The sequence below is a fragment of the uncultured Methanobrevibacter sp. genome (assembly GCF_902770715.1).
Lineage (GTDB): Archaea > Methanobacteriota > Methanobacteria > Methanobacteriales > Methanobacteriaceae > Methanocatella.
The window spans coordinates 89,232-110,993 of sequence record NZ_CACXTS010000001.1; the positions used below are offsets into that span (position 1 = coordinate 89,232).

Below are 21,762 nucleotides of genomic sequence, written 5' to 3' on the forward strand. Positions count from 1 at the left end.
GGGATTATAACACCGTTAAAAATAATACTTTATTATATATTAATGATATAATTATATAATGTTTAAAATGATAAAGGGGATTAGATAAATGTCAAAGATTTTTATTTCATGTGCACTTCCTTATGCAAATGGACCGTGTCATTTGGGACATATCCGCTCAACATACTTGCCGGCGGACATCTACGCAAGATACAACAGAATGGTCGGCAACGACGTGCTGCTCGTTTGTGCAACTGATGAGCACGGAACTCCAATTGCAGTAAAGGCAGATAAGGAAAACAAAAAACCTATAGAAATTTCAAAAAGATACCATGACCTGATTGTAAAAGATGTAGAGTCAATGAACATATCACTGGACAACTTTACAAGAACCACTGATGAAAAGCATTATGAAATTGCTAAAAACTTCTTCAAGGACCTGTATGACAACGGATACATATACAGGGAAGATATCCAGCAGCTGTACTGTCCGAACTGTAACAAGTTCCTTCCGGACAGATATGTGGAAGGATTATGTCCTGTCTGCGGATCAGAGGCAAGGGGAGACCACTGCGAAAAGTGCGGAAGGGCATTGGACCCTACAGAGCTCGACGAGCCACACTGCATTACCTGCGGAACAACTCCAATCATCAAGGACACCTTCCAGTATGCATTCAAATTATCCGAACTTGAAGATGACCTGAAGGAATATATCAACAATAATGAAAACCTTCCTGCAAACGTTAAGAACTACGCGTCAAACTGGCTTGATGACGGATTGAACGACTGGATTTTGACAAGAGATATGGATTGGGGTATTCCAGTACCGCTTGAAGAGGCCAAAGGCAAAGTATTGTACGTCTGGATTGAAGCATTCCTCGGTTACATCTCATCAGCATCACAATGGTCAGAGCAATCTGGCAGGAAATGGGAAGAGTACTGGAACGACTTTGTGGTTCATTTCATAGGAAAGGACATCATCTACCACCATTCAATATTCTGGCCGGGTCTTCTGAAGGCATACGGATGCAAATTGCCCGACATGATTTATGCCGGAGAATTCCTGTCTCTTGAAGGAGAAAAAATGTCTACAAGTAAAAATTGGGTAATTTGGATTGCCGATTTTGTTAAAGACTATGAACCGGACCTTTTAAGATATTATTTGACAATCAACGCTCCTTTAAATAAAGATTCCGACTTTTCATGGGATGATTTCCAAAGAAGAAACAATGATGAACTTGCCGACGTAATCGGAAACTTCCTTCACAGGACATTCACATTCACACGCAAGAACTTTGACAACAAGATTCCCGAATATACAAATCCTACCGATGAAGATGAGGAATTCAGAAAGGCCATTGAGGAATTGCCTGCAAAAGCCGGAGAATACATCTCCAATTTTGAATTCAGGGAAGGCCTGCTTGAAATATTCAAGGTAGCAAAAAAAGGAAACAAGTATTTCAATGACTCCGAACCATGGAAAGCGGTCAAGGAAGACATGCAGAAAGCGGCAAACTGCCTTTATCTTTCAAACCAGCTGGCCAAAACATTGGCTTACACATTAAAGCCATACCTGCCAACCAAAGCGGATGAAATAGCCAGCATAATGAATATCGATGATTTGTCCCAATGGAAAGATGCAAGCGTATTCCTTCCAAGCGGATATGAGATAAACAAGGCAAAACCGTTATTCAAAAAGATTGATGATGACGTGATTGAAGCTGAAAAAGCGAAATTGCAAGAAAACCTAAAAGAAAGTAATGAGGACGATAATATGAGTGATTTAATTAGCATTGATGACTTTGATGAAGTAGTAATAAAGATTGGTCAAGTTTTAGAAGCGGAAAAAATTGAAAAATCCGACAAATTATTAAAACTGCAGGTCGACATCGGCGAAGAAAAGCCAAGGCAAATCGTTGCAGGACTTGCAAAATTCTATTCTCCTGATGAACTTGTAGACAGAAAAGTATGCGTTGTTGCAAACCTCCAGCCAGCAAAACTCTTCGGAACTTTATCCGAAGGAATGATTTTAGCTACCGGAGAATCAGGCGCATTGCTCTCACCGGATGAAAACGGAAAAGTCGGCGAAAGAATTCAATAGATTAGATTAAAATGACAGAGTCTGTCCTGGTAAACAAAGCAGAAAAATACCTTAATGAAATATCAAACGATTCAATTAGCTTGGATGATATTGAAGATTTTGATAATTTCAAAAACCTTTACTTTAAACTAGATGACAGACTAAACTTTTTGCAAGGCTTGAAAGAGGATATGGATGCGCAAGGATACACCACTCCCTTCATGGCCTTGAATAAATACGGAACAAAGGCTGTGGCTGATGTTGCAGTGGATGAAATCAAGGATAACAGCCACCATAACCAGATTTACAGAGCCAATGCCAATGCCAAGAAATTCATTCTCGACAGGGTCAACTCAGCTATTGATTCTCATAGGATTGCAATAGGCAATCTTGAGCAGTTTGGGTATGTGAAATGCAGTTCATGCTACAAGAAATACTCAATGAGCGAATATAAGCAGATGGAAGGCAAGTGCACCTGCGGCAATCAGGGCTTTGCATTCAAAATCAGAAGGGAAGCAACACACAGGATAGGAATAATCCCCTACCTGCCATTGTCCGGAAATTACATGGTGCTTCGAAATCAATTCGGCGATTATGGCCGAAAATCCCTTAAGCAAGTTTTAAACCTGCTCAAACAGGAACGTCAAGGTGTTGTAAAAACAATATCTCTCCGCATCCGCTTCAAAGATAAGAACAATAGGCTGATTAGAAGAAATATTACTCTGGATTCTGAATATGAGGATAAATATGAAGAGGAAGCCAGAAACAGGTTTGGAAAGCATGTCCGGATTGAAAAGGTCACATTCAACAGAACAAAGCCTGCAATAATTGACGACTACAATGCAAGAACTGCACTGGCAATCGGATATGTTAAATATGCTGAGGAGATCATAGCGGAAATTCGTGATGACATTCTTAAAAGGAACCTGACAGACTTCAAAAGGATCAACAAATATGATGAGACCATCGCCGAATATGAAAACCAGATTCCAGATTTTATAGATGAATATGATGCCGAGGCCATCGAATCCTGGAGAAAATCACAGATTGAGGAAAGGTTCAGGAATCTGGGCTATTATGACAGATACGGCAAGATGAATAGGTCTCTGAGAAAGGATTTGAAAAAGAGGGACAACATATACAAGAACATATTCAAAAACATAGCCTCTGCCCTCATAATGTGGGACATTTTCCGATATTACATGACAACATCAAACAACTCCAGAAAAATTGATATAGGGCCATTTCCGTATATAAGAGTCGAATTGGACAGGGAACAGAGAAAGGCATTCCAGACAACCTATTTCAAGGTAATAGAAACATTAAACAATTTCACTGACCTCAAGATAATCCCTGTAGAGGAAATGGACCTGCTGCTGTATGAGAAGTTCAAGTTCGAAAAACAGGCAAGGAATTCACACATTCAGTTCAATCATGTCGCATTGGGAGCTGCATTGATACATGAAAATTCCGACATCCCGCTTGAAAGCATCTGCTACGCATTAAACATCAACAAATCAAGAGTCAACGAGGAAATAGAAAACATTGAAAGCATCAAGAATCCAAGCGATAAATCCAAGAGATTTTTGGACCTAATCCAGAAAAAGTGATTATATGGATGGCAATAAGAAAACGATTCATATAACAAAGGCGCTGACATCCTCAATGATTGTGGGGCTTATAAATGAATATCCCAATCTGAAGGTGATAACCTGTGCTCCAAGCGTTTATGAAAGAACTTCAGATACATATATTGATGCGCTTAATGAATTAGGCATAGAGGTCAGGAAAAAATACAATTGGGGAGCAAAAAGCCAGACCCAGGGCGCCGAATGGAAAGTGTTGAAACTGTCCAATAAGGGACTGAAGCCCAAACAGATTGCAGATAAACTGGACATTTCGCTTAATAGGGTCTATTATCTGCTGCGCAAAAGCAAGGCCAGCTTCGACAACACAAAAAGGAAACATAATCACTCAAGCGTCAGGCGCCTCAAAGAGGAAGGCCTGTCCGCAAAGGAGATATCCCAGAAATTGGATATTCCCCTTAGAAGTGTCTATTATATTTTAAACAAAAAATAATTACTTTTTTTAATAAGGAATGTCATATATTTAATCATGATGATTTTACCACAACTTCCATTGTATGCGATAGCCTTAATCTGTGGTTTGCTTTCTTTTTTTGTAACCCGATTATCTATGCCAAGAATAATAAGAAAACTTGAAGCGGCAGATATTGTCGGAAAGGACATTCACAAATCATGGAGACCCGTTGTCGCTGAGATGGGTGGATTCGGTATTCTTTTTGGATTTACCATAGGGATGTTTTCCGGAATCTACATGCATGATTTGCTTGCATTCAAATTGACAATCGTCCTTGTGGTTATTCTGCTTGTCGGAATCATAGGAATTGTCGATGACCTGCTTGCACTTTCATCAAAGGAAAAGTTTTTCCTACTGTTTTTAGCAGGCCTTCCTTTAATATGGGCGGCACCGCCTAATGTCGGATTATTGTATCTGATTACAATCCCAATAGCATTGTCAATCGGATCAAACCTGACAAACATGCTTGCAGGTTTGAATGGAATTGAATCAGGGCTTGGAATCATTTCAATGGCATCACTTACCATTGCATGTCTTATTTTAGGAAAATATGACGTTACAATCATTTCCATGAGCATGCTCGGAGCATTGATTGCATTCCTGTACTATAACAGATATCCTGCCAAGATTTTCCCTGGAGACACTGGTACCCTTATTATCGGAGCAGCTGTCGTATGTATCGCATTCATCGGGCGTGTAAAGCTGATTGCATTCATAATACTGATGCCTAACATAATTGATGCTGCATTGAAGTTCTATTCCGCAGGAGTCATGAACCGCCAGCAGCAAAAGCCGACCCAACTTAATGACGAAGGAAAGCTGGTAAGACCTGAAACAGGTTTCAAATCATTAATCAGACTTATTTTAAGAAAACCTATTGCCGAAAAGGATGCTGTTAAAATAATATGGGCAATAGGATTGCTATGTGGTATAATAGGTATAATCGTGGCATTGGTAATGCCTGGAGTCCTTGAAAACCAGACCCTTGCAAACTTCCTGCACATCAAGGAGATGTTCTATCACATATAGGTGAAATGATGAGGCCATATGTAATATTGAATGCGGCAATGACACTGGACGGTAAAATCGCAACCGCAACAGGCTCTTCAAACATTTCCGGAAAGAAGGATTTGGAAAGGGTTCATGAAATCCGAAAGGAATGTGACGGAATAATGGTTGGTATCGGAACAGTCCTTGCGGATGACCCGAGGCTTACAGTGCATAAGATTGATGCAAAGCCCGAGGACAATCCGGTCAGGGTTGTGGTCGACAGCAAATGCAGAACCCCAATCGATGCCAGAATCACAAATTCCGATGCAAAAACAATCATTGCAGTCGCCAATGAATATAAGGATGACCTGAAGCAGTCAGAAAAGTATGAAACCTTTAAAAATAGGGGAGTGAAATTTTTCTTTTCAGGCGGTGAAAGGGTTGACCTTGTCGCATTGATGAGCTATCTTCATGAAGAGGGCATAGATAAGCTAATGCTTGAAGGCGGATCGACCTTGAACTTTTCAATGATCAAGGCAGGCCTTATAGATGAGATAAGCATCTGTGTAGCTCCGATGATTGTCGGAGGGGCAAATGCAAAGACATTCTTTGATGGTGACGGCTTTGATACGATGGATGAAGCCATTAGACTGGAGCTGATTGACTCATATTCTTTGGATAAAGACTTTATTTTAAAATATAAAGTTTTAAAATAATCCACTGAATCCCACAGTCTTGCAAACGCAGTATCTGCAGAGTGACTTTTCGTCATGGATATATTTCATTCTGCCCTTGCAGTAGAAGTCTCCGTCAAAATAGTAGACGTCATCCTTTTTGTCTTTGCTGTATGGGTGAAGCGGCCTTTTTGCTATCAGGGCCAGGTAAAGTGAAACGTATTCTGTGAATCGCTTGTTTTCATCGTCGCCTCCACCATACCTGTCGAAATAAAAGCCGATGTCTGAGCGCATTTTTTTTATGACATTGTCCTTGACTTCAAAATCGTCTGTTATCTCTATTTCATATATTTCATCATAAACGCCGGAGTTATATTTTGCCAATTTCTTGGTTAAGGGGTCTTTGTATCTCTCATCGGTTACCTTGTTTTTGAGATAGTCGATAGGATAGTCCTTCAGGTTTTCACGAATTATCTTTAGAAGTTTGGATGCTTTCATAATTTTATTCCTTTGCTTTTTAGAAGTTCGCGGGGATTGTCGACAATAGCCTTCATCGCCTCGTCATGTGTAAGTCCAGCTCCCAAAGCTATTTCATAGGACTTTTCGAATGTTATGATGTTGTCCGGTGAGTGGGTATCTGTGTTTACCAGGAGCTTGTTTCCCACTTCGCGTGCGACGTTTGCTACATGTCCGTTTCCGAGGCAGTGTCCTTTTCGTGCTGAAATCTCAAGATAGATGTCATGTTCCTTTGCAAGCTCGGCCTCTTCAATTGTAATCAGGCCAGGGTGTCCTAAAATGTCAATGTTTTCGGATTCGACTGCAGCGCGGTTGGTTCCCGGAGTCACAGGTTCGTTTAAAGTTTCACCGTGAACAACTACTATCTTTGCGCCCAATTCCTTTGCCCTTGCAGCTATTCCGTCAATGGATTCGACGGGAGCATGTGTCACTTCCGCTCCCAAAACGACAGTGATGTCCCAGTTGGCATTGATGTCGTCAATGGCATCCTGAATTGCAGGAATTGTATCCACATTTGACCAATCGACATGATCTGTGATGGCAATGGCCTCATGGTTCAGTTTCAAAGCTCTTCTTGCAAGTTCTGAGGGCAGTAGTTCCCCGTCGCTGAATAGACTGTGCATATGTAAATCGATTCTTTTGTTCAAAATATAACCTCTTAGCATTAAATATAATATTTTATATAATACATAGGATATAAATCTATATAACTTAAATTATATTGAGGTATAGAAAATGAAAGCAAAAGCAGTAAAGATGGCTGACGGTGTTTACTGGGTCGGAGTAATCCACTGGCACAGTAGGACCTTCCACGGATATGGAATCCCAGGTACTACATACAACGCTTATCTGGTATTTGGTGAGGAAAAAACTGTATTGATCGATAACGTTTACAGAGGAATGTTCGAGCAGTTCGATGCAAGAGTAAAAGACGCATTCGAGCAAGAAGGAAAAGACTTCAAGATTGACGTGTTTGTCCAAAACCACTCTGAAATGGACCATTCCACATTTTTAAGAGACACAATTGCCAAATACAACCCTGATGCAGAAATCTATGCATCACAAAATTGTATTAACTTTTTAGAAGCACAATATCACAATTTTGGTGATTTAGAAATTAATGCAGTTGCAACAGGCGATGAGCTGGACATCGGTGGAAGAACCCTGAAATTCGTATCAGCTCCTATGCTTCACTGGCCTGACAGCATGTTCACATTCCTGGCTGAAGAAGGCATTTTATTTTCAAATGACGCATTCGGACAGCATGTGGCTCACTCCAAAAGGTTCGATGAAGACTACAATACAGAATACCTGCTCAGGGAAGCTCAGAAATACTATGCAAACCTTGTGACTTTAGGCTCACCGATGCTCAGAATGAAATTGGATGAGCTCACCAACAGTGGTCTTCTGGAACAAATCAAAATGATTGCTCCATGTCACGGTCAAATCTGGAAAAACCCTGCTCCAATCGTTGAGAAATATTCCGAATGGGGATCAGGAGTATGCAAGGACAAGATTACCGTTATCTTTGACACCATGCACCACTCAACCGAGAAATTGGCTTACCAAATCGCTGAAGGTATCATGAGCGAAGGCGTTGAGGTTGCAATGTACTTCATGCAGGAAGACGGTCCTGATGACGTAATCACTGACATCTTGGACTCCAAAGCCATTGCGCTTGGTGCCCCTACAATGATGAACAAGCCTTTCCCAAGAATAGGAAACATGATGTACTGGCTTGACTGCGTCAACTTCAAGGGAACAGGCAGCGAAAAAAGCGCATTGATATTCTCATCCAAAGGATGGGGTGGAGGAGCTATTGCTAAACTCCAACGTGACCTTGAGGAAGCAGGATTCACTGTAACCGACACTTTGGACGTACTGTTCGTACCTGATGAGGATGTTTTGGCTGAAGCATTCGAGAAAGGTGCAGAACTCGCAAGATCTATTAAAGAATAATTCCCTTATTCTTTTTTATTATTTTTTCAATCTTTTGATTGTTGCAATCAACAACATTAATATATGTTAATATACAGAGGTTATATCATGTCAAGCTTAGTAATTTACTTTTCAAGAAGCGGTGAAAACTACTTCGGTGGAGTGCTCAAAAACATCGAAAAGGGAAACACCGAAGTGATTGCCGAATACATCCAGGAACTGGACGGTGCAGACTTGTTTAAAGTTGAACCTGCAGAAGAATATCCTGCAGACTATATGAAATGCATCGACGTTGCCAAAAAGGAACAGCAAGCCGATGCAAGGCCTGAAATCAAGCAAACGCTAGACGACATTTCACAATATGATACAATATATATTGGTTTTCCGAACTGGTGGGGAACACTCCCGATGCCGATGTTTACACAGCTTGAGCAATTGGATTTTGCAGGCAAAGTCGTAAAGCCTTTCGTCACCCATGAGGGCTCAGGTTTCGGCTCCAGCCAAAGGGACCTTGCCAAGTTATGCGAAGGTGCTGAAATCAAAAAGGGCCTTTCAATTCCGGGCGCAAACGTCTATGACGCAAAAGGCCAGGTTGAATCCTGGATTAAAGAATGATATTAAAAAAGATTTTTTAATCTTTTTTCTTTTTTTATAACAAATTTAATAAATTTCAATTGACTAAATTATATTTATGAGTGTTTTTGTTCCGGGCCATATCACTGGCTTTTTCAATATTGAAAATCATGACTCCAAGTTAAAGAACGGTTCCTGCGGTGTTGGATTTTTGCTTTCCAGAGGGGTTAGAACAACTATTGTGGAATCGGATACCTTTGGTTTTGAAGTCAATCAGGGAGACGATACAGTCATCCGCGAGGTTTTAAACATTTTTAATTTGGATGATGAAAACTTTAAGGTCATTCAGGATATCCAGCTTCCTATAGGTGCAGGATTCGGAACATCAGCAGCTTCAGCATTGAGCCTGGCACTGGCTTTGAACGAATTTTTGGATTTAAGTTACTCTTTTGAACTCTGCGGACAGATTGCCCACATGGCAGAAGTCAATCTGGGCGCCGGATTGGGCGATGTCATAGCCCAGACCGGTCATGGTATGGTATTGAGGACAAAGCCGGGCGCTCCGGGAATCGGAGAGATAAAGTCATTCAGTCATGACGTTCATGTGGCATGGAAAACGTTCGGTCCGATAAAGACATCCGAAATCATCAGTGACCCAAAGCACAAAAAAGTCATTTCCGAGGCAGGAGTGAAGTATCTGGAAATGTTTGAGGAAGAACCCACTTTGGAAAACTTTTTGAGATTTTCTGCCAGGTTTTCCGAAGAGACAAAACTGACGACGGATGAAGTGAAAAATCAAATTGATTATTTTAATTCCATGGACAATATTTTAGGTAGTTCCATGGCAATGCTTGGAAATACAGTATTTGCATTTGCATATGATGAAGATGCATTCAAAAACATGGATGTTGAAGGCTTGCATATAGATAAACTGAACAACAATGGTATAATTTATGATTAAACTCTGCTACGACGTGAAGGAATACAGGAGGCAAATCCTCGATTCGGCCATAAACGGCGATTCAATAATAGAACTGGGATGCCATGTCGGAAACACCACAAGGGTGCTTCTCGAAAGCTTCAGGGACTCAAGGATAATAGCGATAGACAACTCTCCCGAAGCCGAGGAGAAGATGAATGAACTTGCCTGTGAAAACATGGAATTCATCAATGCCGACGTCCGCCTTCATGAAACATTGCTTGAAGTCTATAGGAAAATCCCGAAATGCGACATCCTTGCGATAGATCTTGGCGGAGGATACCATCCCGACACAGTCTTCAAGGTATTTTACATCTGGTCATCGACATTCAAGCCAAAACACACCATCATAAGAAACAGGGGAATACTTGAGTTTGTAAACTCATCTGAAACCAGCGGAGAGGACTACAAATCAGATAAAGGATATCTTGACTCATACCATGACTCAGGAATACCTCCTCAAATCAAGGAATTCGGGCTTTGGACCCCATCACTAAAATGATTAATTTTATATACTCTTGTGAATATAATATGAGTAGGATGTGTTATTATGGATGATGAAGCATTAAAAAAATATGCATATGTAAGCATTTCATCCTACAGGTCAAAGGCCGTAAAATCTTTAAAGGATGAAGTGAAAATGCCGACCGAAATTGCGGCAGATACGGGAATCAGAAAAAATCATATTTCAAAAGTATTGCGCGAACTTAAGGAATCAGGCATTGCCGAGTGCATCAACGAGGATGCAAAAAGAGGAAGGCTCTACCGCCTCACCGATGTCGGCGAAGACATTGCCGATTATATGGACTAGAATTTGGTGTTAGGATGATTGAGCTAAGTGAAAAATACGTTTTTCACATTCCGAAGTACAGATATGCCGATGACGAGCTGATACCTATTGAACTGGACGACCTTCTGGATGATCTGGTTTTAAAATTAGGTAATGACGGCTTTGACAGCATGTATGTTACAAAGGCAAAATCGTTCTACAAGTCAAGATGCTTTGATGAGCTTCTTCTGACTATTTTTTCCTCATCAAGTTTGCCTGAAGACATCTTCAAAAAGTGGTTCAGGGCAAACAATGACATTTTGGGCCAGGAGGCCTTTGCTTGGGAGTGCGGAAATTCCCTTTTCATTGAAAGCCTTGATGTTTAATTCTTATTTTAAAAAAAAGTAAAAAAAGAGATTTCTTATTTGGAAAAAATCTCTTCTGTAGTGTAGCATTTGTCATCCTTTTCTTTGGCCTTTTCGATTTGGTAGCGGAGGACCTTATTTGAATTCTCACCGTCTAATGCAATGTTTTCATATTCCTCAACCAACCGGTCAAACTGACCGCTTCTTCTTAAAAAGTCAGCTTTCATAAGGATGAGGATCTCCTTATCTTCAGTATCTCTTTCAATCAGTTCATCTGCCAGTTCAACAGCCCTTTTTCTCATCTCAACTGCCAGTTCGTCCTGCACATCGTCGCATTTCCATATGCAGTTTCGAAGACCATAGAATGCTTTTTCAGCATTTCCACTTTCACGGGCAACACTCATCAAAATATTTATTACTTTTCAAATGCTCTTGGAAAAAAGAGATTTTATATAGGAGTAATAAATATGGATATGCACGAAAAAGATGAGCAACTTTTAAGAAGCTTTTGTGATGAGAGATGTCTTAAAGATGTAACATATGAAAGCTACGCCACCGCCATTGGTTTGTATTCAAGATACCATAAAAAACCATTCTACCAGTTGTTAGAAGAAGCTGAAAAGGAAGAGCGAGAAGAAGTCAAATGGAAACATTCAAAATTGAGAGCAAGACTTCTGGCATTCAGAAACCATCTGATGAAAAAAGGTCATCTCGCCACAACAGTTAAAAATTATGTCAGTAGGGTTATGACTGTATATGAAGAAGGTTTTGATATTGAAATCGGCAAAATGCCAAAGTTAAATCAGAAAAATGTCAAAAAGCCTATGCCTATTTCTTATAATGATTTGCCCGACAAGGAACTGCTTAGGCATATCCTGAAGATGGTCAATCCGTTGATGAAGGCGATAATTCTCTTCATGACCAGCAGCGGATGTGCAAAAAGGGAAACTTTAAACATTACCATTCAGGATTTCATTGATGCAACCTATGGGTATCATCACAAGGACAATATAGATGATGTTATTGAAGCGTTGCACGGTCGTGATGATGTGGTTCCATCCTGAGGTTAAGAAGACAGAAAACCAACAAGTACTATACCACTTTTTCAAGTCCTGAGTCCACAGCAGAAATAATTCACTATCTTGTGATAGATGAGAGGGAACTTACAAATTCAACTCCTCTTTTTAATATCAGTTCCACTCACATGAACAATACTTTCGGCAAAATCAACAACAAGCTGAACCTTGGAAAGGCAGGTTCCTACAACCGCTTCCGTTCCCACATGCTGAGGAAGTTTCATGCAAGCCAGCTTTATAATGACGGTTTGAGCATGGATGAAATCGATGAGCTTCAGGGCAGAGGAAAGGATCAGACCAGAACTTCCTATTTCATGGAAGACCCTTTGCGTTTAAGGGAAAAATATATTGAGCATATGGGTGCAGTCACAATCAATCTTGATGTTGAGAGGTTATCCATCAAATCTCCAGAGTTTCAGGCAATGGAGAGTGAAAATCAAAAATTGAATGCTGAACTGGATGGTCTTAAGAGTGAAGTTGATTATATCAAAAGAGCTTTGAGAAATAAGACTTAAAAGTTCTTTTCCATTTTTTTATTTTTTTTAACTACAATTTTTCAACATGATGGTTTCATCATGAGTTTGATTTATATATTTTACTATTTCTTGTCATATTTTTTTGTCAAATTGTTTATAGAATTTTGGAAAAATACATGCCTTATCTTCAAGTATAACATTGTAATAATTAAACAATTTTGATATTTTATCAAATAGAAATGTTTAAATAGCCAAAATTACAGACTAGTATTAGCCATTACTAACTGGGAGCAATTTTACGAAGTGGGAGCAATTTTCCACTCTCGTACAACTTTTTTTTAGTAAGGCTTTAAAACCAGTTTAAGGAGGTAAAATATCAAAAAAAAACAGTGAAAAAAGATTATGAAAAAATAGGTATAATACAAGTGGGCAAGTAGAAAAATAAAAATAATTATGCATGCGACGAAACAAGCTAAAAATTAATACTTTTCAAAACTTAACCCAATATCTAGTTTATTTTAAGGAATATATAAAGATTTTCAAATTAAATAAAGCAAAACTTATTTTATTCTAAATATTGAGATTGAGAATTGAATATTGATTTTACCAACATACTATTTTTATTTTCAAAGACTTCTGGCCACTTGTGTGTTTTAGATTGTTGAGAGTATAGTCCCATCCAAGATGATGGGCAAAAAGGGAGATACAAAAACATGTGTGAAGTAATAAAACCCCGGCCTAACGAAATAATAATTTTCAATAATTTCAGGGCACTTGAAGAAGCCATTGACGAAATTTCACAAACAGAAAACATCAGAAATGAAAGGGAATTCTTCGAGTCATACAGAATCAAGATAATGAAACTTGATTAAACACGTTAAGACGAACTAAAAATTTAAGATAAAATCGGGAGTCTGAAAATAATGTTGGAACAAGAAGTAAATGGAGAAACCCATGTTTTAGTCCCAAAAGACATCTGGGCTAGAATATGGTTGGTCTTTGATAGAATTGAAAACTTGGGTGAATTCAAATGAATGGCTATTCACTTATTGCATTAATTGAGGTTGATTAATTATGACAACCTCAATTAATCAATTTGAAGACAATTTCTGCGGCATTTTAACTCACAGTGGTGAGGTCAAAATTGCCAAAGGTGATGTCGAACAGGAAATCCTCTATATCGATGATGAGGGTATCGTATTGGTGGACGGTGGAAAAAAGGCATACCAAACAGCAATACACTCCAAGCTATTGCCGTTAATCCAATATGCAACAGCTGGGGATACAGGATTCATCAAGTTCATAAGAGGAGAAGCCTACATTGTAGGATTCAGGAAAAACAGGAGTGACTGACATGGAAAAGGCAATTCTTGAAATGCAAAAGGATTTGGATGAAGGACATTTCATTGCATTTGTATCTGCAAATGAAAATCCGTATTGTGCGGTAATGAAATCAGATGAATTGAATTTTCCGGACAGTAAAACAGTTGTTATTCACAAAAACGATGGCAGAACTACAATAATTAACTTGAATTTTATTATTGAGGTCTGCATCAGGAGAGTTGGTCAGTATGCCTAAACCAGCTAGATTATATCCAAAAGAAGAACCGATGGATCCCAATCCAAAAATGATTTTTATTGGAAGCATGTTATTTGCCGTGGCTATCGGCTGGATTGGAATAGCAACAAGTACAGGAGGATTATAAATTAATCCTCCCAAATTTTTCAAGGTGATAAAAAATGGTAAAAGCAGAACTAATAGAAGAACCACAAGTGAGTGAAATTGTCGCTGCTGCTGATAATGTCCCGGATGTTGGTGTAGCTATTGAACAGTGGGACGCTTATCAAAAACTCTGTAAAGGATTACTCAATGACAGTGACTATCAGGAAATCATAGTCAAGGAAAAAGACGAAGACGGAAACTACGTTAAAGTGAAAAGACACTTCAAGAAAAAATCAGCATGGCAAAAGCTATCTCGTGCATTCAATGTTGATACTGAAATCATTGACCGTGATTTGGAGAGAACCAAAATGGGCAGAATCAGAGAAGCATACTACTGCGTGCGCGCAACCTTGCCTAACGGCAGAAGTGTAGAATCAGATGCACTATGCTCAAGGTCTGAGAAACGAAAAGACAAAGTGTCAGACCACACAATAATGTCAACTGCAAAGACCCGTGCAACCAATCGTGCAATAGCTGAACTGATAGGTGCAGGTGAAACATCAGCAGAAGAAATGACAGCAGAAAAGATTGTAACTCAATCAAAATTTCTAAAAGAGGATAACTCCTCTTAAAAATTTTTTAGGAGAGAATTAAAATGAGTTTTGAAAACACAAAACAAACCATATTTACCGGAACAGAATTGGACTTTGAAGAAATAGTTGAAATACCGGACGGATATGAAAAAGCCGAACTAAGAGACTTTGAAGATGGAACTTTAATAACCGGCAGGCCTGAAATGTCATCAGTCACATCATACACTTTCGATGATGACGGTGAGGAAAAAACCGTAAACCGTTTCAAGTTATTTATTTTCAAAGACAGCGAAAAACTATACGTTGAAATAAACGTGAATCTTAAAAATGATGGTGACCTTCACAAAAACATCAGAAAAGGAAGTGTGCTCTTTGACTTCATAACCTCTATCTTAGAATTGGAAAATGCAGGTTCAGTAGGCAGATCCAATATTCATAGAAACGTCAACCTTGCAGAATACCGTGAATTCGTCAATAGCTTAGATGAAATGACCATACAGGTTAAAGAGAAATCCGGAAGCTACATCTATTACAGTTTCATTGTACGTGATGTCCAAGTAAAGTAAATGGAGTATAAACATGAGTAATGTAGCTGAATTACCGACAAAGGATACAATAACCCTAATCATCAACAGAAAGAATGATAAGGTTACATATGTATTTAAAAACAGGTACGGTAATAAAATCGGAGAGTATACTAATAAATCTCCAGCTACATTATCTTCCCAAAGTAATGTCGCAAGGCAGTTCAAACAAATCGTAAATCCTAAAGGTGACCTCAAACCCAGACAGGTCAACAACCAGTTCAGTGAACTAAAACAGCTATTGCAGCTTAACTATGAAAATGAACTATCGGTAATTGAGCAGGAAATAGCTGACAAAAAGCAGGCCGAACAGGAAAAAGATGCCTCCAAATTAAAGGAGGCTATCACTAAACTGCAATCGTTGGACTGTCCATTGATTTATATTGGAAGCATTGTTGAATGGTTTACAGCAGGTGAACGCAACAATATCCTTTATGCATTTACTGTATATGCAGGCCAAGTCATTTTGCAAAATCCGGTATCAGTAATATGTCTGGGTGAGGCAAGCAGCGGCAAATCCCACATTCAGCAAACCGCACTGAAACTGATTCCTAAAAGATTTGTTGTCAATGAAAAGAAAATCACTGAAGCGGCACTCTTCAACCGTGCCAAAAAGGACAAATATTTCTATGACGGTAAAATCGTTAACTATGGTGATATGGGTGGAAGCAACGACCATGAATTCATGGAAGAGTCTAAAAACCTAATGAAGGAACTTCAATCCGACGGCTTTCTAAACAAGCCTTTAAACATTTCCGATGGTGAAGGAGGATGGGATGTAAAAGATTTGGAGCTTGTCGGCAGACCCTGTCTTACATATACTACAGTGCCTAACCATTATTTTGATGACCAGGAAATGAGCAGAAGTATCTTTATCACTCCAAGAATGGATAACCAAAAGATATTCAATCAAAGAAACAGTGCACTGGAATTCAAGCATGGACGAAGCTACAAGATTCTAAAACAATATGAAAGGGAAGCTGAGCTAGTGCCATACATGCTGCTGCACCTTAAAGAAGTCTTTGAAGATATTGTGGTGATTAATCCATATGTGTATTTTGTCATAAACTTCCTTAAAAACTCTTCTTTCTATAAAAGGGATTTTGACAAGTTCAATAGACTTTTAAAAACAATAACGGCCTTGAACTATTACAACCATGAAGTCTATGACATTGGTGGCAAGAAGGTGATATTGACAAATATTGCAGATGTGCAGCTGTTTATGAGCCTGCTTAAGCCATACAATGAAAGCATATCAGCCAACCTTGCTCCCAAAGCGGTTGAAGTCCTCAACGATATTAGAAATAATATTGATGAGTGGAGAATGAGCAAGGATAGGGAAGTGCTGGATATGGGAATCACAACCAACGATTACTTCTCACTTCAGAGCCTCGGACTGAGCAAGGCATCAGCAAGGAAATACATGTATGAACTGGCAGACAAGGGATTTCTACAGATTACTGATCATGTCGGCAGATCCAATGTATATGATCTGGCCAAAAGTGAAGTTGAATCCATAAACTATGACTTAAAGCACATTGACGATTCAACATATGAAAACATCTGCTATGAAATTGGCGAATGGGTTGTAGACATTATGAAGGAAGATAAATTTGTTGAGGGGTTAAGTATTATGAACTTTGATCCAACGGTTAAAAAACCAACATGGATAGATAAAAAACCATAAAAACTGAAAAAACCATGAAAACCAAAAAAACTAAAAAACTATAAAAACCATGTAAACTTTAAAAAACTTTTTAAAAAGTTTTTATAAAAAATTGCTTACAGTTGTTTTTAGAGTAATTGAAGGATTTTGTGTTGGTTTTGATGATGAGGATTTTATTAAAAAACTAAGGTTTTGAGGATAAGCTGGGGCAAGTTTAACAAGTGTCCCCGCATACTCTGGAAAAATATGGTTTTTTAAAATTTCATTTTTGTGAAAACTAAGGAGAATCATTATTATTTGATTTAAAGATTTTCAAAGAGTTTTTAAAAAAACCATCCCATAAGTTCTCAATAGTTTTCATGGTTTTTAAGGTTTTTATAAAAATTGATTATTATGAAATCTATAAAACAACAGATAATTGAAGCCAAAAAAGAAAAAAGAGAAAGGGAGGAAGAGATGTGGTTTGTAGATTACTGTAACAACTGCAAAACAGGATTGGCTTCAGAACACGATGTTGCCTGCCACCATCCATATTACTGCTGGCATGAAGGCGAAGCAGCTATTGTACAGGCAGGAATTGTCCTGATAGATGAGTTTAGAAGGCAGCATGGATACGTCACATCACAGATGTATTGGCAATATAAGGAGTTGAGAAAAAGGCAGCGCCAGTTAATCTGGCGAGGCAGAAGAGAATTATTAAGAGGTTAAATAATAAATAAGTTAGAGTTATGCAAAATAATCATATTTATTATATATAAAGAGATTTATATTTTTATATATTAATGAAAAGGTTCTGAAAAAAGTGAAAAATGAAATGGTTATTTAATGTTCAGAGCACTTAGGTATACTTTCAATAAAAGATTTGATATTATGAATGATGAAATGAATAAACATAAATCACCATTTGCCAAATATGACGATGGGGCAAAAACAAGAAAACCATTAACTTATGCACCAAGTGAGGATTTTAAAAGAACATTCTTGAAATTCATTGACAAAAGATTTAATTCAGTTAGTAGTGCAATTGATTTAATGGTTAAAGATTATATTTTCAAATATGCATTTGAATCAAAAGGATATTACGAAAAAACAATTGTTTGTGTGTTATCTAAAGGTGAAATCCATCATGCATTAGAAGATGATGCGTATGAACCAGTTGATTATGAAAGATTTAAAGATTTTCCTTTACCTATTCATAAAGTTGGGATACTTAATAGGCATGCTAAAAGTAAATTTGATGATGAGGTTGTAGATAATGAAATGGTTGAAAATTATGAACTCATTGCTGCTTTAGTTCATGATAAATCATATGGTGATGTTGATTTAATTACAAAAGATTTTGTTTATAATAATTATACTCATTCTTTTCTTCATTCATTAGAAGAAGATGCAATTGTTCTTGAAATAGCTTTGAATAATAATTTGGATGCAAATTTTAATGATGTTTATTGTTTTGAAAATGATGATGGAACTTTTGATGAAAATAAGCATGTTGGTGTTAATATTGTTAATCTGGGGGCTACTGAATTTCATGTGGATGCGTTTCCAATCATTTATTATTGGAGTTTAGATCAAGATTTTAATGTTGTTATTCAAGATATTTTCAAGATAACTAATGATGATTTGGTTAAGTTAGTTCACAAATATTGTGAGGATATGGGGGATTTGTTTACAATATTGGATAAGTTAATTGAAATTGGCACTGGTTATGAAATCCGATTAAAGGAAGAGTTGGAACATAAAAAAGAATTAGAACGTCAGTTATATAATTCGGAACAAAGAATCAAGAGATTAAGAAAAGCTATTGATATTGATAAGAAAGTTAATAATTAATTTATTTTATGTTATAACTTGTTATAACATATTATTTTTTTAAAATTGTTATTAATTTATCTTTTTTTATTGTTATAACAGGTTATAACAGTTATTTTATCAAAACATTTATATAATATTTTGTTTAATATGTATTATTGCAATTAGCAAAAAAAGTTAATTGTAGGCAAAAATTTTTAAGAATTTTTGTAACAAATAGTTTAAAATAAAAAAAATCATTGGTTTAAACAAGTAAATAATCCAAATTAGGCACATGGGATTACTTACTTGGATAAAACTTTGCTTTCATTAAATCACCTAAAAGCATGATTTTATTTTTAGTTAATTACTAATATAAATATTACTACTTTTTTTTGAAAGCATTGTTTTATCAGTTCCATGAATTATTGATTTAACTATTTTTCATAAAATTGGGATTGATAAAAATGGTAAAATGCGGATTATTTGTAAGTATGTTTGATGATTGCATTGAAAAATTGAATTCATTTGTATTTAAAACAAATGGAATATTTAACGTATTAATGATAGTATTTGTTGAATTAAGATTGAAAAAGCTCTTTGATGATTCATTAAGTGATTCAATTGTAAGTAAAATTTCAAAACAATTTGTAGGGGAATGATATTCGTGGCAATATTACTCGATAATTATAGATTTATTAAAACAAACTATTTTGACTTAAAACAAGCATTAACAAAACACGGTGCATCAAGATTTTGTTTTGATTTTGGATTTTTGAATCATGATTGCATAAACATGTATTCTAATTTTGCATTAGCTCCATTGAACAAAGATTTTGCATGTAAAAGAACACTTGTTTATGGAGATGGCAAAAAAATATCTATTAATTATAAATTTGGATTGTTTGATGATGATTTAATAAATATTGATCTTCCACGCATTGAAATCAACGAATCTAATTACAAAGAGTATGGAGTTATCATTTCTAAGTGGAATGATTATTTTGATATAATCAATTCATTAACAAAACATTTTGGATATGTGGATATTGATAATGATAAATCATTTATTTTATCAAATTGCGAGTTGATGAATTTTGCATTAGTTCCATTTACATTAAGGGTTGATGAAAATGATATTGTTCTGGAGAATGTGGAAAAAGAAATGACAACAAATGAATTTGATGCTTTCATTGAGTCCTTTGTTGTTGATGATTCTCTCCTATAAATGGATATGATTAATAGATATTTTTTAAGAAGAGGAACAGTCTCTGAATAAAATTTTGTAAATAGTTGTAATGATTTAAGCAAGTATTGATTGCATTGGAACTAGTTTACAATGCAATCATATAATATTTTGATATTTTCTGTGGTTGGGGTAAAATTAAAATTTTAAATGTTATTAATTATCTTTCAGAACCTTTGGTGAATAATTCTGATATGGATGATTTATAACTATGTGGTTAATTTATATTATTTTGAAGATTACTCAAGAATGTATTGAATTCAATGGTTTACTTGTAGTTTAAATTCATTTTTAATATCATTGAATTATGATGATTTTCACATATTTTGCCGATAAGTTAATTTATTATGTTATTTATATAAAAAATATAATAAATAATATAATAAAAAATTGTAATGGAAATGGTTGACATGGGAATTACTGATTATATTAGGACAAGATTATTGAATAATCGTGTAGAGCAGTATAACACCAAACGCAGTTATTGGGGTGAAAGTGAAAGGCAACCTAGAGTCGATGGAATAAACACTGGCCTTGATTTGCCGGATGCTCTTCCTCCAGTCATCAACAAAACAATAGCTAATGCTCGCTATGCTGTCAAGCTTGACGGTTACACTTCAGGAATTTTGAAAAATAGAATTGATAAGGCCAATGTTAATGTGGTACTTGTTGATAAGGAAAACAAACTCTCCCAAGAGCAGAAACTTACATTAATTCTTTGGGCTCGAAAAATTGACATTCGCCAAATTGCTAAAAACATCCTGCAGGGTGGAATGGTTGACGGTGAAGGCCTAATCAAACCGGTGCAGAGATGGGACAAATCCATAGGAAAATACATAAAGCCAATATTTCTTGAAATCGGTGCTCACGGCTATGGTTTGAAAAAGGAGTTCAATGATGACAATGAGGTGCAGCTGTACCTGCATGAGATGCCAAAGGACATTGTCAACGGACCCGCTGAGGAGTTTGACAATTATGTCAGTATTGAGGAGGGAACATTAACTGTTAAATACGAACCTGATGAAGTCATTAACTTTATGTACAATGAAATCTACTCGGAAGCACAAAGCATTATCCTGAATTGTCTTGATGATATCTACCACAAATGCAATCTCGAAAGAAACCAGGTTGAAAGAACAAGGACAACATCATTGAAGTAAAGCCTTCACTTGACGCTAACGGCCAGCCAATAATCATGGAGCTCTCTTCAACAGCAAAAGAAAACTTATATGCAGATTACGGAACCACTGCAAATTCAAATGTGGCTATTGTACCTCCAGGAATCGAATCAAAAATCTTAGGGGGTAACAACTACCAGTCAGACTATACAAGGCAGACTGAAATATTTAGAAACAACATTCTAAGGACTTTCGTCACTCCTCAGTCACAGGCAGGTAATGAAAGGTCAAACCAGAATGTGGCGGAATACATTAACGATTCGGCAATTACAGGTTTTATCGTCAATGTTGCCAATGACCAGAAATGGGTTTTAAAATACTGCAATCAGCTTTTGAACATGCAATTGGAGCTGATGGGAATCAGTGAAACGTTGGATATTTATTTCAGCTATTCAAGAGATGATGTTTTAAGATACATTATGGAACTCACTGCTGAAGGCGATGAAATCTATAAAAATTATTTAAGTAACTTTGAAGAAGAACAGCCTGTCGGTGAGAGAATTTTAAGTGACAGCGGTGTTGAAAT

29 protein-coding genes are annotated in these 21,762 nt (G+C 37.0%); 26 read left to right on the forward strand and 3 right to left on the reverse strand.

Annotated elements, in window-relative coordinates; genetic code table 11:
• The first annotated feature begins 88 nt into the window (after window positions 1–88).
• The 5 genes from metG to QZU81_RS00545 are packed head-to-tail and all read left to right on the forward strand — an operon-like array spanning window position 89 to window position 5,865.
• On the forward strand, window positions 89–2,080 hold the full coding sequence (metG, locus tag QZU81_RS00525; protein WP_295588895.1) for a methionine--tRNA ligase: 1,992 nt from the start codon (window positions 89–91) through the stop codon (window positions 2,078–2,080).
• An 11-nt stretch (window positions 2,081–2,091) separates the two neighbouring features.
• Window positions 2,092–3,669 carry a DUF530 domain-containing protein gene (locus QZU81_RS00530; RefSeq protein WP_295588896.1) on the forward strand — a complete coding sequence of 526 codons (1,578 nt, stop codon included), beginning with the start codon at window positions 2,092–2,094 and terminating at the stop codon, window positions 3,667–3,669.
• A 4-nt stretch (window positions 3,670–3,673) separates the two neighbouring features.
• Window positions 3,674–4,138, forward strand: coding sequence for a hypothetical protein (locus QZU81_RS00535; protein ID WP_295588898.1), 465 nt, complete (start codon window positions 3,674–3,676; stop codon window positions 4,136–4,138).
• A 36-nt stretch (window positions 4,139–4,174) separates the two neighbouring features.
• Window positions 4,175–5,188 carry a glycosyltransferase 4 family protein gene (locus QZU81_RS00540; protein ID WP_295588900.1) on the forward strand — a complete coding sequence of 338 codons (1,014 nt, stop codon included), beginning with the start codon at window positions 4,175–4,177 and terminating at the stop codon, window positions 5,186–5,188.
• An 8-nt stretch (window positions 5,189–5,196) separates the two neighbouring features.
• On the forward strand, window positions 5,197–5,865 hold the full coding sequence (locus QZU81_RS00545) for a 2,5-diamino-6-(ribosylamino)-4(3H)-pyrimidinone 5'-phosphate reductase (RefSeq protein ID WP_292825828.1): 669 nt from the start codon (window positions 5,197–5,199) through the stop codon (window positions 5,863–5,865).
• Here the strand turns inward: QZU81_RS00545 and QZU81_RS00550 are convergent.
• Window positions 5,857–6,321, reverse strand: coding sequence for a DUF2115 family protein (locus tag QZU81_RS00550; protein WP_295588903.1), 465 nt, complete (start codon window positions 6,319–6,321; stop codon window positions 5,857–5,859). The two genes, QZU81_RS00545 and QZU81_RS00550, sit on opposite strands and share 9 nt — an antisense overlap.
• Complete coding sequence (locus tag QZU81_RS00555) at window positions 6,318–6,986, reverse strand: histidinol phosphate phosphatase domain-containing protein (protein WP_295588905.1); 669 nt, start codon at window positions 6,984–6,986, stop codon at window positions 6,318–6,320. Before QZU81_RS00555 ends, QZU81_RS00550 begins: the two co-directional genes overlap by 4 nt.
• A gap of 88 nt (window positions 6,987–7,074) precedes the next feature.
• Here QZU81_RS00555 and QZU81_RS00560 point away from each other — a divergent pair, with 88 nt between their 5' ends.
• From QZU81_RS00560 to QZU81_RS00585, 6 genes are all read left to right on the forward strand, one after another.
• Entirely contained in the window at window positions 7,075–8,298 is a 1,224-nt protein-coding gene (locus QZU81_RS00560) for an FprA family A-type flavoprotein (protein WP_295588907.1), read from the forward strand.
• Between the two features lie 87 nt (window positions 8,299–8,385).
• On the forward strand, window positions 8,386–8,892 hold the full coding sequence (locus QZU81_RS00565) for a flavodoxin (RefSeq protein ID WP_295588908.1): 507 nt from the start codon (window positions 8,386–8,388) through the stop codon (window positions 8,890–8,892).
• 76 nt (window positions 8,893–8,968) lie between these two features.
• A complete protein-coding gene (locus QZU81_RS00570) occupies window positions 8,969–9,811 on the forward strand; it encodes a pantoate kinase (protein ID WP_295588909.1) in 843 nt (280 codons plus the stop codon).
• Window positions 9,804–10,331: a trans-aconitate 2-methyltransferase gene (locus tag QZU81_RS00575; protein WP_295588911.1), complete on the forward strand. Its 528-nt coding sequence runs from the start codon at window positions 9,804–9,806 to the stop codon at window positions 10,329–10,331. The genes QZU81_RS00570 and QZU81_RS00575 overlap by 8 nt, the downstream gene beginning before the upstream one ends.
• 48 nt (window positions 10,332–10,379) lie before the next feature.
• Window positions 10,380–10,640 carry a winged helix-turn-helix domain-containing protein gene (locus tag QZU81_RS00580; RefSeq protein ID WP_292827564.1) on the forward strand — a complete coding sequence of 87 codons (261 nt, stop codon included), beginning with the start codon at window positions 10,380–10,382 and terminating at the stop codon, window positions 10,638–10,640.
• Window positions 10,641–10,654: 14 nt separating this feature from the next.
• The gene (locus QZU81_RS00585) at window positions 10,655–10,984 is read left to right on the forward strand and encodes a hypothetical protein (RefSeq protein ID WP_295588914.1); all 330 of its coding nucleotides are present in this window, start codon (window positions 10,655–10,657) and stop codon (window positions 10,982–10,984) included.
• Window positions 10,985–11,019: 35 nt separating this feature from the next.
• Here QZU81_RS00585 and QZU81_RS00590 read toward each other — a convergent pair whose 3' ends face one another.
• Window positions 11,020–11,367: a hypothetical protein gene (locus QZU81_RS00590; protein WP_295588915.1), complete on the reverse strand. Its 348-nt coding sequence runs from the start codon at window positions 11,365–11,367 to the stop codon at window positions 11,020–11,022.
• Window positions 11,368–11,430: 63 nt separating this feature from the next.
• Here QZU81_RS00590 and QZU81_RS00595 point away from each other — a divergent pair, with 63 nt between their 5' ends.
• From QZU81_RS00595 to QZU81_RS00665, 15 genes are all read left to right on the forward strand, one after another.
• Window positions 11,431–12,027 (forward strand): hypothetical protein, encoded by a 597-nt coding sequence (locus QZU81_RS00595; RefSeq protein ID WP_295588916.1) that lies wholly within the window; start codon window positions 11,431–11,433, stop codon window positions 12,025–12,027.
• Window positions 12,028–12,107: 80 nt separating this feature from the next.
• Window positions 12,108–12,554 (forward strand): hypothetical protein, encoded by a 447-nt coding sequence (locus tag QZU81_RS00600; protein WP_295588918.1) that lies wholly within the window; start codon window positions 12,108–12,110, stop codon window positions 12,552–12,554.
• Between the two features lie 674 nt (window positions 12,555–13,228).
• Window positions 13,229–13,387, forward strand: a complete 159-nt coding sequence (locus tag QZU81_RS00605; RefSeq protein WP_295588920.1) for a hypothetical protein — start codon at window positions 13,229–13,231, stop codon at window positions 13,385–13,387.
• 202 nt (window positions 13,388–13,589) lie between these two features.
• Entirely contained in the window at window positions 13,590–13,868 is a 279-nt protein-coding gene (locus QZU81_RS00610; RefSeq protein WP_295588921.1) for a hypothetical protein, read from the forward strand.
• Window position 13,869: 1 nt separating this feature from the next.
• Window positions 13,870–14,094 carry a hypothetical protein gene (locus QZU81_RS00615; RefSeq protein WP_295588922.1) on the forward strand — a complete coding sequence of 75 codons (225 nt, stop codon included), beginning with the start codon at window positions 13,870–13,872 and terminating at the stop codon, window positions 14,092–14,094.
• Window positions 14,087–14,221, forward strand: a complete 135-nt coding sequence (locus QZU81_RS00620; protein ID WP_295588924.1) for a hypothetical protein — start codon at window positions 14,087–14,089, stop codon at window positions 14,219–14,221. Before QZU81_RS00615 ends, QZU81_RS00620 begins: the two co-directional genes overlap by 8 nt.
• 34 nt (window positions 14,222–14,255) lie before the next feature.
• Entirely contained in the window at window positions 14,256–14,810 is a 555-nt protein-coding gene (locus QZU81_RS00625) for a hypothetical protein (RefSeq protein ID WP_295588925.1), read from the forward strand.
• Between the two features lie 23 nt (window positions 14,811–14,833).
• Window positions 14,834–15,337 carry a hypothetical protein gene (locus QZU81_RS00630; protein WP_295588926.1) on the forward strand — a complete coding sequence of 168 codons (504 nt, stop codon included), beginning with the start codon at window positions 14,834–14,836 and terminating at the stop codon, window positions 15,335–15,337.
• A gap of 13 nt (window positions 15,338–15,350) precedes the next feature.
• On the forward strand, window positions 15,351–17,042 hold the full coding sequence (locus QZU81_RS00635) for a hypothetical protein (RefSeq protein ID WP_295588927.1): 1,692 nt from the start codon (window positions 15,351–15,353) through the stop codon (window positions 17,040–17,042).
• A 372-nt stretch (window positions 17,043–17,414) separates the two neighbouring features.
• On the forward strand, window positions 17,415–17,729 hold the full coding sequence (locus tag QZU81_RS00640) for a hypothetical protein (protein ID WP_295588929.1): 315 nt from the start codon (window positions 17,415–17,417) through the stop codon (window positions 17,727–17,729).
• 162 nt (window positions 17,730–17,891) lie between these two features.
• Complete coding sequence (locus tag QZU81_RS00645) at window positions 17,892–18,854, forward strand: hypothetical protein (protein ID WP_295588931.1); 963 nt, start codon at window positions 17,892–17,894, stop codon at window positions 18,852–18,854.
• A gap of 425 nt (window positions 18,855–19,279) precedes the next feature.
• Window positions 19,280–19,474, forward strand: a complete 195-nt coding sequence (locus QZU81_RS00650; RefSeq protein ID WP_295588933.1) for a hypothetical protein — start codon at window positions 19,280–19,282, stop codon at window positions 19,472–19,474.
• Window positions 19,475–19,479: 5 nt separating this feature from the next.
• Window positions 19,480–20,040 (forward strand): hypothetical protein, encoded by a 561-nt coding sequence (locus QZU81_RS00655; RefSeq protein ID WP_295588935.1) that lies wholly within the window; start codon window positions 19,480–19,482, stop codon window positions 20,038–20,040.
• Window positions 20,041–20,468: 428 nt separating this feature from the next.
• A complete protein-coding gene (locus tag QZU81_RS00660; RefSeq protein ID WP_295588937.1) occupies window positions 20,469–21,218 on the forward strand; it encodes a hypothetical protein in 750 nt (249 codons plus the stop codon).
• A gap of 35 nt (window positions 21,219–21,253) precedes the next feature.
• Window positions 21,254–21,762 (forward strand): hypothetical protein (locus QZU81_RS00665; protein ID WP_295588939.1); only part of this gene is annotated, 509 nt, incomplete at its 3' end.